Raw genomic sequence first — 14,725 nt, 5'->3', positions numbered from 1 at the left:
GATGGAAGATAAATACTTTGATATTATTGTAATAAACATTTAAAAAGGGGTGGAAAAGTGGAAAAGCTATTAAATGATTTAAAATATATGAAAGAGAGTTTAATTCAATTAGAGGATATAAATATTGATGAGTTAGATATGGAAAAAACCATATTGTTTATTGTGGATATGAATAATGGATTTGCTAAAAAAGGTTCTCTATATTCAGATAGAGTAGAAAAGTTAATAAATCCCATTAAAAAATTAGGTGATTATGTAGTAAGTAAAAATTGTAAAGTTGTAGCATTTACAGATAGCCATACTAAAGAATCTATAGAGCTACAAAGTTATCCAACTCATTGTTTAAGTGATGATGAAGAAAGTGAAGTTGTTAACGAAATAAAATCTATTAGAAACATAAAGATAGTACCTAAAAATTCTACTAATGGATTTTTCTGCTTGAATGATATAAGTTTTAAAAATGTTGAAAATGTTATAATTGTTGGAGACTGTACTGACATTTGTATTTACCAATTTGCAGTAACATTGAAGTCTTATTTTAATCAAAATAATATTTATAAACAAATTATAGTACCAATGGATTTAGTAGATACTTACGATATACCGAAAGTACATAATGCTGAAATTATGAACATAGTATTTTTTAATAGTATGATTCAAAATGGAATTAAAGTCGTAAAAAACATAATATATAAATAAATTAATTAATTAATAGGTCTTAATTTTATTAAGACCTATTAATTTTGTTAAATTTCAGAATTTATTGAAAAAAGAGAAAAAATATGATAGAATAAATTCAAAGAAGAAAAAAATGCAAGTAATCGGTCATTAATTATGTTAAAAAACACAACTATGACACGGAAGGGGGAACCTAAGTTATAACGCTTAGGTAAGTTGCTTATGAATGAGAATAATAAAGTTTCTTTAGAAAGAGCATCACAATTGAAGTCAAGAATAGAAGATTATATAAAAATTAAAGATACAATTCCAACTGGGATTAAAAATGAAGAATCGATACAATATAGAAAAAGAAAAATTTTAGATGTTTTAAATGCAACTGAAAAAGACTGGGATGATTATAAATGGCAGTTATCTAATAGAATAACGGATGTTGATATACTTAGTAAAATTTTAAATTTAACTGAAAAAGAAGTCCAAAATATAAAAAGTGTGCAAAGTAAATTTAGGTGGGCGATTTCTCCATATTATCTAAGTTTAATAGATCCTAGTGATCCATATGATGCAATAAAATTAATGTCAATTCCAGCTAGTGTAGAACTAGACGAATCAATAAGTGATTTAGATCCTATGGGAGAAGAATTCACCAATCCAGCAGGCAGCATAACTAGAAGATATCCAGATAGATTAATTATAAATGTTACAAATGAGTGTGCTATGTATTGTAGGCACTGTCAAAGAAGAAGAAATATTGGACAAGAAGATTGCAAAAAAAGCAAAGAAGTATTAAGCGAGTCTATAAATTATATTAAAGAAAATACAGAAATAAGAGATGTACTTATAACTGGTGGAGATCCACTTACACTTAATGATGACATGCTAGAGTGGATAATTAGTGAAATAAGAAAAATCGAGCATGTAGATTATATAAGATTAGGAAGCAGAACTTTAGTAACTATGCCGCAAAGAATAACTGATAAATTTTGCAATATGATAAAGAAGTATCATCCTATATATATAAATACACATTTTAACCATCCAATGGAAATAACAAAAGAAACTAAAAAAGCTTGTGAAAAACTAGCAAATAACGGAGTTCCATTAGGAAATCAAGCGGTTTTATTAAATGGAGTTAACAATGATAAATATTTAATGAGATGCCTAAATCATGAACTTCTTAAAATAAGAGTAAAACCTTATTATATATTCCATAGTAAGCATGTAAAAGGAACTACTCATTTTAATACATCTGTAGATGAAGGTATGGAGATAATGGAGTATCTAAGAGGATATACATCTGGGATGGCTATTCCAACATATATAATAAATGCTCCTAAAGGAAAAGGTAAAACACCTTTATTACCTCAATATTTAATCTCAAAGGGATCGGATTATATAATGATAAGAACCTGGGAAGGTGAAGTTGTTAAAGTAGAAGATAATAAATCTGTTAATATAAAAGATATTATAGATAAAAGTATAATTTAGGAAAAAGAGCAAATTTAAAAATTTGCTCTTTTTTTACGCTTAAGAAAATTATACCTAACTAATATTTGTGAATCACTTACTACATATAGTACCATCAAAATATTGGTGAAAGTAAAAAATGACTTTTTGAGCAACGGACAAAGTCGTTGGGACATGAGCGAAGCGAATTTTTTATAGTTAAATACTATCGTATAAGATTGAAAAATAGAAAAAAACTATAAAGATTGACGTAATTTTATACATAATGTAACATTTAAAGCTGAAATCATAAATATGAGTAACTTTTGGAGGGATGTACATTGAAAAAAAGAAAAAGAATAACATCTTTAGTAATGACAGCTACTTTAGGTATTAGTATTTTAACTGGGTGTAGTAAAGGGGATGAAACCGGAAAAGCTATAGAGCCAAAATCAAAAGATAGTATAGTATATGCATTAACAAGTTCACCTACAGGAATATTCAATCCACTGTTAAATGACACAACATACGATGATGCAGTAATAGATCTTACATATAACTCACTTTTAAGTTTTGATAAAAATTTAAATCCAAAACCAGAGTTAGCTAAATCATATGAGATATCTGATGATAACTTAAGTATAACATTTAAGTTAAACGATAATATTAAATGGAGTGATGGGAAAACGTTAACTGCGGATGACGTAGCATTTACATTCACAAGTTTAGCTGATAAAGGATATACAGGGTCAAAATATGGTTATGTTGAAAAATTAAAGGGAGCGAAAGATTACCACGAAGGCAGTGTTGATAAAATAGAAGGTATTGAGGTTATTGATAAGAATACAATTAAATTTACATTTGCAGAACCATATTCTCCGGGGCTTACAAACTTAGGAAGCATAGGTATAATACCAAAACATATATGGGTAGAAGTACCTATAGCTCAATGGAAAGATAAAAAAGATTTACTTACAAAACCAGTAGGTACAGGTCCATATGAAGTAGTATCTTTCACTGAAGGACAAGATGTTCAGTTAAAAAGAAATGATAACTATTTTGACGGAGATGTAAAAACAGAAAAGTTCATATTAAAGGTTACTAATGAAGATACGGCTACTGGAGAACTATTAAATGGAACAGTAGATGTTATTGATGCATCGAATCTAAAAAATAAAGATATAAAAGTGTTAGAGTCAGAAGGTATGGATGTTACATCATATGATAGTAACCTAGTTCAGTACATGGGATTCAATCTTAGAGATAAAAAATTCCAAGATAAAAATTTAAGACAAGCATTTATGTATGCTTTAGATAGAAATGCTATGGTAGATAAATTATTAGAAGGAAATGGACAAGTTGTAGATACACCTATGCTACCAAGTTCATGGTCATATCCAGATAAATCAACTTTAAATAATTACAAATATAATAAAGACAAAGCAAAGGAACTTTTAAAACAAGCTGGGTATGAAGATAGAGATAATAACGGTATAGTAGAAGATAAAGATGGAAAAGAACTAGTAGTTAAGTTAACATATCCTACTGGAAATAAATTAAGAGAGCAGACAGCTCCAATTATTCAAGCAAACTTAAAAGATATAGGCGTTAAAATGGAACTTGAGAACATGGAATTTACAGCGCTTATGGATAAGGTTGTAGCAAATCATGACTTTGAGTTATATCTAATGGGTAATAATTTATCATTAGATCCAGACCCTAAACCTTATTGGCATTCTACATCTGCATCTGATGAAAAAGGAAATTCTGCGTGGAACATATCATCTTTTAAAAATGAAAAAGCAGATCAATTAATAGAACAAGGAATAAGTGTATCTGATCAGAAACAACGTAAAGAAATATACTCTCAATTTGGAAAACTTTTAAATGATGAAGTTCCATGGGCATATTTATATTCTCAAAATATAAGAAAAGCTTATAACCCTCATCTTAAAGACTTTAAACCATATACATTTAATGATTTTAATAATGTAAAAGATTGGTATATAGATTAAAATTAAAAAAAGTTATCCTTTCATAGGGATAACTTTTTTTAAAATTTAAAAATAGAAGGGAGTTGCTAAAGTGGTTAAATATATGATAAAAAGACTACTAACGGCGGTAGTAGTTTTGCTAGGAATTTCAATAATTATATTTGCTCTTATACACTTACAACCTGGTAACCCATATTCAACAATGATAGATCCAACTGTACCACCAGAAGTAGTAAAAGAGATGTTAGATAAAATTGGCTATAATGATCCCATTCATATAAAGTATTTTAAGTGGATTTCAAGGGCAATTAAAGGAGATTTAGGGTATTCAATTTACTATGGAAAACCAGTTTTAGATATAATAGGTTCAAGGATGTCGAATACAGTTATATTAGCTACATTTTCACTATGCTTAAGTATAATATTAGGAATTGGCATAGGAATTATATCTGCAATAAAGAAAAATACTTTATTTGATAAAGTATTTACAACTATATCATTTGTGGGGGTTTCTATACCAGCATTTTTCTTTGGTCTTATATTAATAAAAATATTTGCATTTGATTTAAAATTATTGCCTGTATCGGGAATGAAAACACTAGGAAGTGATTACACTGGAATTAAAGCTATGATTGATGGATTAAAACATATTATACTTCCAGGTATAGTTTTATCATTTTTACAAAGTACAGCATTTATGAGGTACACGAGGTCGTCTATGATAGATGTACTAGATAAAGCTTATATAACTACAGCTAGATCAAAGGGATTGAGTCTTAATAAGGCTATATTTAGACATGGGTTAAAAAATGCACTTATACCTATAGTTACTATAATTTGCTTGCAAATACCTTTTTTATTTTCTGGAGCTCTTTTAACAGAGACTGTATTTGTATGGACAGGTATAGGAAGACTTAGTTATGAGGCTGTTTTAAATAGAGACTACTCTTTGATAATGGGAATTTTAATGATTCTTTCTATAATAATTTTGATATCTAACTTAATTGCAGATATATTATATGCGATTATAGATCCAAGAATTAGATATGACAAATAGGAGGAATAGTATGAAAAAAAATAAATTGATTTTTTTAGGAGCAAGTATTTTATTAATATTAGCAGTAGTGTCTTTTATAGGACCATTATTTATAAATCAAGATATTTCGTCTGTAGATTTATTCAATATAAGCACATCTCCAAACGCAGAACATCTTTTAGGAACTGATGAGCTAGGACGTGATGTTTTAATAAGACTTTTACATGGGGGGAGAGTTTCTCTAATGGTAGGTATTTTTGCAACTATAATACAAGTTACAATAGGAGTTATTTTAGGTTTAGCAGCTGGGTACTTTGGCGGAGTTGTAGACTCTATAATAATGAGGATTGTAGATATTATTATGTGTTTCCCTTTTTTCATCGTAGCAATAGCTCTTGCAGCAGTAGTAGGACCTAGTGTAACAAATTTAATTATAATAATCGCTATACTTTCATGGACAGATATAGCAAGAATTGTTAGGGCTGAAGTTATGTCTATAAAGGAAAGAGATTTTATAATGGCATCTAAAGCTATTGGATTCAATAATATAGAAATAATAATAAAACATATAATTCCAAACTTACTGTCAAGTATTTTAGTAGCTATGACACTAGCCATGGCTAATGCTATTTTAATGGAAGCAGCATTAAGTTTTTTAGGAATGGGAGTAAAACCTCCAATGCCAAGTTGGGGTAATATGCTTACAGCCGCGCAAAATATGAGAACATTAAGAAGTGAATGGTGGTTGTGGATTCCCCCAGGAGTTATGATAATAATATCTGTTTTAGCGATCAATTTTTTAGGCGAAGGTCTTAAGAGAAAATTGGATCCTGAGTATAAGGAGGGATAAAATGTTATTAGAGGTTAAGAATTTAAAAATAAAATTTAAGAATAATGAAAATTATACTATAGATGATATAAATTTGGATGTTAAAAATGGAGAAATAATTTCTCTAGTAGGAGAAAGTGGAAGTGGAAAAAGTTTAACTTCATTAGCTATAATGAAGTTAATTTCTGCAAATTCTCAGATAGAAGGAAAGATTAAATTTGAAGGTAGAGATTTACTGGATTTAAATGAAAAAGATATGTGTGATATAAGAGGTAAGGAAATATCTATGATATTTCAAGAGCCTATGATAGCTTTAAACCCATTATTTAATGTTGAATATCAAATAGGAGAAGTTATAAAAGAACATACTAATTTAAAGAAAGCGGAAAGAAGAAATATTATTATAGACTTGTTAGAAAAGGTAAGAATAAAAAACCATAATGATGTTTTAAAAAAGTATCCTCATGAACTTTCAGGAGGGATGAGACAAAGAATAATGATTGCAATGGCGATAGCTTTAAAACCAAAGTTATTAATAGCGGATGAACCAACAACAGCACTAGATGTTACAGTTCAAAAGGAAATACTAAAACTTATAAAGGATATAAGTAAAGAGTACAACATGTCGGTGATTTTTATAACTCATGATCTTGATGTAGTTGCAGAGATAGCTGATAAAGTATATGTTATGTATTTAGGTAAAATAGTAGAAGAAGCTGATGTATATGAATTTTTTGATAATCCAAAGCATCCATATTCAAAGGGTTTACTTATGTCTAGGTTAGGTGAAGAATTAGTTAACAATAGATTTTACTCAATAAAAGGAAATGTACCAACAATAGATAAAATTCCTAATGGGTGTAGTTTCAATAATAGATGTGAGTGTTGTAATGAAAAGTGCCTGAATGATAGACCTAAACTAATGGAACTAAAAAACAATCATAAAATAAGTTGTTTTAATATAGATTTGAGATAGGAAGGGTTATGTATGGAAAATGATTATATATTGAAAGTGAGCAATTTAAGCAAAACATACAATTTAAAAAGAAAGTCATTATTTGGGAAAAGAGAGTTTCAAAATTCTGTAGATGATGTATCATTTAATATAAAAAGAGGCAGTATAGTAGGATTAGTTGGGGAGAGTGGATGTGGAAAATCAACATTGTCTAAATGCATATTAAATCTTATAGATGCTAGCGACGGAAAAGTTGAATTTGAAAATAAAACGATATATGATAAATCTAAAAAAAATAATATGAGCAAAAAAGAAATGACGGAATTAAGAAAAGATATGCAAATAATTTTTCAAGATCCGTACTCTTCATTAGATCCTAAAATGAGTATTGGCAAAACAATAATTGAAGGTGTTAAAAAGCATAAAAATATTCAAAATCAAGATGCCTATGATATTGCCAAGGAATCACTAGAGCTTTGTGGACTAGATAAAAGTTATATGGATAGATATCCCCATGAATTTAGTGGAGGGCAAAGACAAAGGATTGCAATTGCGAGAGTGTTAGCATTAAGACCAAAGTTTATAATTTGTGATGAGCCAACTTCAGCGTTAGATGTATCAATTCAATCTCAAATTTTAAATTTGATGTTAGAGTTAAAAGAAAAACTTAATTTAACATATTTATTTATTTCACACAACTTGAACGTAGTTAGATGTTTTTGTGATGAAATAATAGTTATGAATGAAGGTAAAATAGTAGAAATGGGAGACTCTCAAAGTGTGTATTCAAATCCTAAAAATGAATATACTAAGAAGCTAATTGAATCTATACCTAAAAATCATCCAAGTTTAAGGAAATAAAAAAGACTCCAATTGGAGTCTTTTAGTTTATAAATTAAGCTGATTGATTTTGATTAATTTTTATAACTCTTTTAGCTATACTTGCAGAGTGGTCTGAAATTCTTTCAAGGTTGGTTAATAAATCTAAATATATTATTCCAGAGTCTATACTACAAGAATGTGTGTTTAATCTATTCATATGTTTAGCTCTATATAATTTATCTAAAGCATCAACTTCATCTTCTATTTTTAAAACATCATTTGCTAAATTTACACTATTTTGTTTCATTGCCTCAAGCGATAAAGTGTAGGCATCTAAAACTTTATTATATAAATCCACTATTTCAGATTTTGCATTATCTGACATAACAGCTTTAAGTTTCATTGATGACTGAGCTAATTCAGCTATATTTTCTGATAAGTCTCCAACTCTTTCTATATCATTTACTGTGTGGAATAATAAGTCTAGAGAAAATCTCATTTTATCATCTAAAGTTTTATTAGATAGCTTTATAAGGTAATCTAGTACTTTTCTTTGTTGTTCATCTAGTACTTTTTCTTTTTCAAATGTAGTTTTTGCATCTTCTTCAGAATGTTCAAGTAATGCATTCATAGAACATGTAAAACTTTTCTTTGCCTTATTCCCCATTCTAAGAGCTTCTCTAACTGTGTTTCCAAAAGCTATAGATGGAGTTTCTAACATTCTTTCATCTAAATACTTAGTTACATGACTATCATATTCTTCTTCTTCACCTGGCTTATCAGGTATAAGTAACATAACTAATTTAACTATATATTTAGAGAAAGGTAATAATATTATAACATTTATTAAGTTAAATAAAGTATGAGAGTTAGCTATTTGTCTTGCGGTATCAGTTGGATCTAAATGCGTAACTATCATTGTTATAGGTTTATTTAAAACTAACATAAATAATAATGTTCCTATTACGTTAAAACATAAATGCATTAAAGCTGCTCTTTTAGCGTTTTTATTTGCTCCAACACTTGATATAAGTGATGTAGTACAACTACCTATATTATCTCCATATAAAATTGGTAATGCACCAGCTAATGGCATTAATCCTTGAGATGATAGAGCAATTAATATACCCATTGAAGCACTTGAACTTTGTAAGCAAGTAGTCATTGCAAAACCAGCAAGTAATGCTAATATTGGATGTGTTGCAAGTCCTGCTAACATATTTCTAAAGAATGCATATTCAGATAAAGGTGCAACTGCATCCTTCATAAATTCCATACCTATAAATAGTATTGCAAATCCTATAAGGATTTCAGATATGTTTTTTAATTGTGGTTTAGATTTTGAACCAATCATGTATAAAACAATACCTATCCCTAAAGCTATAGATGAAAATATACTCGCGTCAAAAGATACTAACTGAGCTGTTACAGTAGTACCTATATTTGCTCCCATTATAATACCTATCGCTTGATATAGAGTCATTATTCCTGCGTTAACGAATCCAACTACCATTACAGTAGTAGCTCCACTACTTTGTATAATACCAGTTACAACAGCTCCTACTAAAACTCCCATAACTACATTGCTAGTTAAAAGTTCTATAGCTTTTTCAAGTTTAGGACCTGTTGATTTTTGAAGACCTTCTCCCATTATGTTCATACCATAAAGGAATAAACCAAGACCTCCAATAAGACTTATGAATATAGACAAGATTGTTCCCTCCTCGGAAATGTTAATTTTCTTATTTTCAATTTTCTTACTTTCTTATGTACCATAATATAATACCAAAAAATTCGACAAGTTATGTTAAGAACTTGTTAAATTTAAGCTTAACAAGTTTAGATAAACATTAAGAAATTGTTAATAGTGGTGAAGCTAAAAATATGAAAATGATTTATCAAGATTGTGAATCATACAATAAAAGCAAATTTTATTGAAATCATAAGTGAAATAAAATATATTTCATGTATTAATAGGGACTTAACATAATCTTGAAAAAAGTTAAAAATTCTTTACAAATACTTACTATATTAAAGTTAATTGTTAAATTTGAAAAAGTTCAGGCACATAAACAGTGAAGATGGTATATTAATAAAGAGAATATTTCACTGTATCGAGGGTATGTATAGATAGTAATACTTTTGACATAATAAAAGTGTAGAAAATTTTAAATTAATAAATTATAAAAAAAATGTATTCAATTTTCAGAAAATTCTTGAAAACTAGACAAAATTATTATATAATATAATTATAAAAACAGAACAATTTTATTATAAAATTATAAGAAATTAAAAGAGGTGATAAAATGAAAGAAGTTAATGCAAAAAGAATAAGAACGGTTTATGAATTTATAATGATAACAATTGGATCATTAATTGTAGCTATGGGTCTTGAGTTGATATTGTCTCCAAATGGGATGGTTGATAGTGGAACAACTGCCTTATCAGTAATAATACATTCATTAACAGGGATTCCGATGTTTATATTATTACTTGGATTTAATATACCAATTTTACTATTTACATCAAAAACATTTGATAGAATATTTCTATTTAAAACCTTGTGGGCTAATATTTGTGCCTCTACATTTTTATATTTTTTAACACCAGTTCCACCAGTTACTACATCAGAGCTATTAATAGTAATATATGGAGGGGTAGCATTAGGATTAGGTGCAGGAACTGTTATTAAGTTTGGAGGAGCTATAGATGGTAGTGAAATGCTAGCTGTATGGGCTAATCAGAAATTTAAAATACCAGTGTCTACATTTTTAATGAGTATAAATATTATTGTTTTAGTAGTTACGGCAATAGTTCTTAGTATTGAAAGTGCGATGTTTTCTTTAATTGTAATATATATGATGACTAAGTTAGTCGATTTAATACTAGATGGATTTAATCAAGGTAGATCTATTATAGTAATGTCTAATAAAATTGAAGATATAGGAAATCATATTGTAAATAATTTAGGTATTTCAATAACATATTTACAAGGGTATGGAGGATACTCAGGAAATGAATCGAAAGTTATTTTATGTATAACTGATAAGTTTACTTATCCAACTTTGAAACGCAATATTTTAGATATAGACAGCAATGCTATAATCGAGACAAGTTACTTGGCAGATAGTCATAATATAGAAAAGACATCAATAGAGCATGTTATAAGAAAAAATTTACCTGGAATCAAATAAAAAAAGACACTATGCAATATTCAAAAGCATAGTGTCTTTTTTATTTGTTTTTTTTATTTATTTAAGGATTATTTAAGATTGAGTTTATAATGGATTAAGATTACCTAAATATAATATAACCATAACAACGAACACAATATATGGAGGTAATTATGAATAAATTAGAAATAGTAAATTTAACGAAATCATACAAATACAAAAATGCTAATGAAAATATAAACTTAAGTTTAGCAAGTGGAGTTTATGGATTGCTTGGACCAAACGGAGCAGGGAAAACAACTTTAATGAAACAAGTTGCAACATTAAAACAGCCTACAAGTGGAAAAATTCTTTACAATGGAAAAGATATAAATACTTTAGATGAAAACTATAGAGCTATAGTAGGATATTTGCCACAAGATTTTGATGCTTATAAAAACTTTAGTGCAAAAGACTTCCTATTATATATAGGTGCATTAAAAGGTATGGATAAAAGCATGGCTAAAGAAAAAACTGATAAATTATTAAAATTAGTAGGGCTTTATGAGGTAAGAAATAAAGCAATTTCGAAATTTTCAGGGGGTATGAAAAGAAGAGTTGGAATAGCCCAAGCTCTTTTAAATGATCCTAAAATACTTATACTAGATGAACCAACAGCAGGACTTGATCCTCAAGAAAGGGCAAGATTTAGAAACTTATTATCTCAAATAGGTAAGGAAACTATAGTAATACTATCAACGCACATTATATCAGATATAGAATCTGTTGCTAAAGAAACTATAATGATAAAGGATGGAAAAGTATTATTACAAGGTACTCATAAAGAAATATTAGATGATATGAATGGAAAAGTTTATAGCATAAAAGTTAGAAATGAAAATGAAGTTTATGCAATACAGAATAAATATAAAGTAGTTAATGTACAACGTGGAGTAGAAGATATAGAACTTAGAGTTATAAGTGAAAGTTCAATAACAGATTTTGATGCAAAGAGTATAGATCCTAGATTTGAAGATGTGTACATGTTTTATTTTGAATTAGAAGATTCAAGGGAGGTATAAATCATGACTAATATTATAAATGCAGAATTTAAAAAGATAATGAAGAAAAAAGGATTAATGATATTTTGGGCATTTTCTTTATTTTTAGTATATGTATGTATTAACGGATCTGGATTATCTGATGGATATGGAGATTTATTTAGTAAATTTTATGGAGTATCTCCATTAATGGGAATTTTAATGTTTAGTTTATTTTCAGGAAGTTTTGTATTAGAATACAGTTCTAATATGGACTCAATAGTAAAATCAACTAAAAATGGTAAGAATAGATTAGTTTTAGCTAAGAGTATTGCATATGGAATAGCTGCAAGCTTAATAAATTTATCGATACTTGTAGTTATGAGTTTAAAAATAATAATAGGAAATAATTTTAAAGGATTACACATGAGTATAAAAAATGTTTGGTACTTTGGAAATAGTGGATCCAATTTAACGGTACTACAAATGTTAACTATATTAGCCATAACAGTAGTTTTAGGGTCTTTCTTATTTGCACAATTAGGTTTATGGTTATCATCTATAAGTCAAAAAGCAGTAGGGCCATTTTTTATAGGAGGATTAATAATGGGGGTACCATATATAGCAGGTGGATTTATAAGTAAAAAAATATTAGGATTTACACCATTGTTTGGAATGTATAGTTCAGAACTTATAAGATATGGAGTATCACCTATAGCTTTTGTAGTGTTTATAGGTATAAGCATATTAGGAAGTTATGTATTGTATAGACTTACAAGTATAGGTTTCTTACAAGAAAGATAATTTATACAACATATAGGATGGAATCTAAAAACTATAAAATTATCTTTAGGAGGTAACACATGCTTAAATGGGAAATTAAAAAATTATTTAAAAATAAATCGATACTAATATCTAGTATTATCTTAATTCTTTTATGTGGAATGATGAGTGTTTTAAGTCCTGATTTAGAAACAGAACACTCATATATAGATGATAAAGGAAATTATATATCAGATACTAGATCTGAATTTACTATAGCAAATGAAAAATTAAATCATAAAACTAGTGAGTTAAAAGAACTTAAATCGCAAGAAAAATTAAAAAACTCAGATGAATTAACTAAAAAGATTAGTGAAATGGCAAGTTTAAAGCTTGAGAAGGATTCGGGGAAAGAATATAGAGATATAAGTTTTTATAAAGTTTTCAATTATAGAGTTAGCAATATGCTTGCAAGTGTTGTCATCGTCGGTACTATAATATATATATTTTCAAATATATATACAGATGAAAAATTATCTAATGTAGATTCTATAATATTATCAAGTAAAAATAAGTTGAAAGCTTTATTTTCGAAACTTTCACTATCTATAATATTGCCAGTCATTTTATATTTAATATATGTATTACTAATATGTTGTATAACGATGATTCAATATGGGCAACCAGCAAATGGAGCTTTACAGGTGTATAGAATGATTGATGTAGTAGCTTTAATAAAGCCAGTGTCAATAAATGCATATACTGCTCAAAGCATATTAACAATGATGATTTTATTTATTAGCACTGGCATATTTGCAAGTTTATTTTCATTTATAACTAAAAACTCAGTAGAATCTATAGTTGGAATTACTGTATTCCTAGTTATAGGAAAGTTACTAACTTTAATGAAATTTTTACCTGCAAAATTAATGAGTATAATTAATTATTCAAACTATATAGATATAATAATGCATCCAGAAATGGTTATAGGAAATTATATGGGTAATATTAGCTTTCTTGGTCAAAGTGTAGGGATTGTAAGTTTGGTTTATATAGTATTAGGAGCATTGTTGTTAGTAGGTATTGGATTAAACATATATGTATTTAGACAGGTTCTAACTAAATAAACTTAAAGCAACGAGTTATAGGATTTATAAAAAATGACTAATATTTAATTATACTTAAATATTAGTCATTTTGTTTTATATACATTATTTGTAAATTAGTTTTTTTTACGATAAAATACAATTAAATAAACGTTATAAAAAATTACATATAGGAGGTTTATATGGAAAGTACAATAAAAGAAAAAAATATACTACTAGTGGATGATGAAGTAGATATATTAAAGTTATTAAGTACAGTTTTTAAAAAGGAAGGGTTTAACAATATTTATACAGCAGAAACAGGTAGTGAAGCTTTAGATATATTTAAAAACAAAAACATAGATATAGTAGTGTTAGATATAATGTTGCCGGATAAAGAAGGATATGATGTGTTTAAAGAAATTAGAGCTATATCTCAAGTTCCAGTTTTATTTTTATCAGCTAAGACTGAAGAGATGGATAGGCTAGTAGGGCTTGCATTAGGGGCTGATGATTATATAACAAAGCCATTTAGCCCAAAAGAAGTTGTACTTAGGGTAAAGTTAAATTTAAAGAAAAACATTATATTAAATTCAATAAAAGAAGAACCTGAAAGCACTAAGTTAGAGTTCGGTCCATTTGAGATTGATGAAGAGAAAATAGAGGTTAAAAAAAATGGGGAGCCGCTAGAACTAAAAGCTAAAGAATTTAAAATGTTTATATATATGGCTAGACATTTAGAACAAATTATAAGCAAAGAAAAATTTTGTGACGAAGTATGGGGAGATGATTTTATAGGGTATGATAATACTATAATGGTACATATAAGAAGACTTAGAGAAAAAATAGAAGATAACCCGTCTAAACCTAAATATATAAAAAATATAAAAGGGTTAGGATATAAATTAACTTTAAAGGAAGATTAA

General features: G+C 27.8%; 13 protein-coding genes. 12 read left to right on the top strand and 1 reads right to left on the bottom strand.

The window, feature by feature from the left end:
- Window positions 1-57: 57 nt before the first annotated feature.
- From ACN6I1_RS09505 to ACN6I1_RS09475, 7 genes are all read left to right on the top strand, one after another.
- On the top strand, window positions 58-699 hold the full coding sequence (locus ACN6I1_RS09505) for an isochorismatase family cysteine hydrolase (RefSeq protein WP_220797917.1): 642 nt from the start codon (window positions 58-60) through the stop codon (window positions 697-699).
- Window positions 700-900: 201 nt separating this feature from the next.
- Complete coding sequence (gene eam / locus ACN6I1_RS09500) at window positions 901-2,166, top strand: glutamate 2,3-aminomutase (RefSeq protein WP_419741754.1); 1,266 nt, start codon at window positions 901-903, stop codon at window positions 2,164-2,166.
- A gap of 299 nt (window positions 2,167-2,465) precedes the next feature.
- Window positions 2,466-4,139 (top strand): peptide-binding protein, encoded by a 1,674-nt coding sequence (locus ACN6I1_RS09495; RefSeq protein ID WP_419741753.1) that lies wholly within the window; start codon window positions 2,466-2,468, stop codon window positions 4,137-4,139.
- 82 nt (window positions 4,140-4,221) lie between these two features.
- A complete protein-coding gene (locus tag ACN6I1_RS09490; RefSeq protein WP_419741752.1) occupies window positions 4,222-5,175 on the top strand; it encodes an ABC transporter permease in 954 nt (317 codons plus the stop codon).
- A 10-nt stretch (window positions 5,176-5,185) separates the two neighbouring features.
- Window positions 5,186-6,004 carry an oligopeptide ABC transporter permease gene (gene opp4C / locus ACN6I1_RS09485; protein WP_419741751.1) on the top strand — a complete coding sequence of 273 codons (819 nt, stop codon included), beginning with the start codon at window positions 5,186-5,188 and terminating at the stop codon, window positions 6,002-6,004.
- Window position 6,005: 1 nt separating this feature from the next.
- On the top strand, window positions 6,006-6,959 hold the full coding sequence (locus ACN6I1_RS09480; protein ID WP_419741750.1) for an ABC transporter ATP-binding protein: 954 nt from the start codon (window positions 6,006-6,008) through the stop codon (window positions 6,957-6,959).
- A 12-nt stretch (window positions 6,960-6,971) separates the two neighbouring features.
- Window positions 6,972-7,799: an ATP-binding cassette domain-containing protein gene (locus tag ACN6I1_RS09475; RefSeq protein WP_419741749.1), complete on the top strand. Its 828-nt coding sequence runs from the start codon at window positions 6,972-6,974 to the stop codon at window positions 7,797-7,799.
- 34 nt (window positions 7,800-7,833) lie between these two features.
- Here the strand turns inward: ACN6I1_RS09475 and ACN6I1_RS09470 are convergent, their stop codons facing one another.
- Window positions 7,834-9,471, bottom strand: coding sequence for a Na/Pi cotransporter family protein (locus ACN6I1_RS09470; RefSeq protein ID WP_419741748.1), 1,638 nt, complete (start codon window positions 9,469-9,471; stop codon window positions 7,834-7,836).
- A 595-nt stretch (window positions 9,472-10,066) separates the two neighbouring features.
- Here ACN6I1_RS09470 and ACN6I1_RS09465 point away from each other — a divergent pair.
- The 5 genes from ACN6I1_RS09465 (at window position 10,067) to ACN6I1_RS09445 (ending at window position 14,725) form a co-directional block, all read left to right on the top strand.
- Window positions 10,067-10,954: a YitT family protein gene (locus ACN6I1_RS09465; RefSeq protein ID WP_419741747.1), complete on the top strand. Its 888-nt coding sequence runs from the start codon at window positions 10,067-10,069 to the stop codon at window positions 10,952-10,954.
- Window positions 10,955-11,106: 152 nt separating this feature from the next.
- Entirely contained in the window at window positions 11,107-11,994 is an 888-nt protein-coding gene (locus tag ACN6I1_RS09460) for an ABC transporter ATP-binding protein (RefSeq protein WP_419741746.1), read from the top strand.
- Between the two features lie 3 nt (window positions 11,995-11,997).
- A complete protein-coding gene (locus ACN6I1_RS09455) occupies window positions 11,998-12,756 on the top strand; it encodes an ABC transporter permease (protein ID WP_419741745.1) in 759 nt (252 codons plus the stop codon).
- Window positions 12,757-12,815: 59 nt separating this feature from the next.
- Complete coding sequence (locus ACN6I1_RS09450) at window positions 12,816-13,841, top strand: hypothetical protein (RefSeq protein WP_419741744.1); 1,026 nt, start codon at window positions 12,816-12,818, stop codon at window positions 13,839-13,841.
- A gap of 161 nt (window positions 13,842-14,002) precedes the next feature.
- Window positions 14,003-14,725 (top strand): response regulator transcription factor, encoded by a 723-nt coding sequence (locus tag ACN6I1_RS09445; protein WP_419741743.1) that lies wholly within the window; start codon window positions 14,003-14,005, stop codon window positions 14,723-14,725.

The organism is Paraclostridium dentum, assembly GCF_048568265.1.
In the GTDB taxonomy this organism is placed as follows: Bacteria; Bacillota; Clostridia; order Peptostreptococcales; family Peptostreptococcaceae; genus Paraclostridium; species Paraclostridium dentum.
The sequence above is the reverse complement of the archived record's forward strand: the minus strand, read 5'-3'. Positions and strand labels throughout refer to the sequence as shown.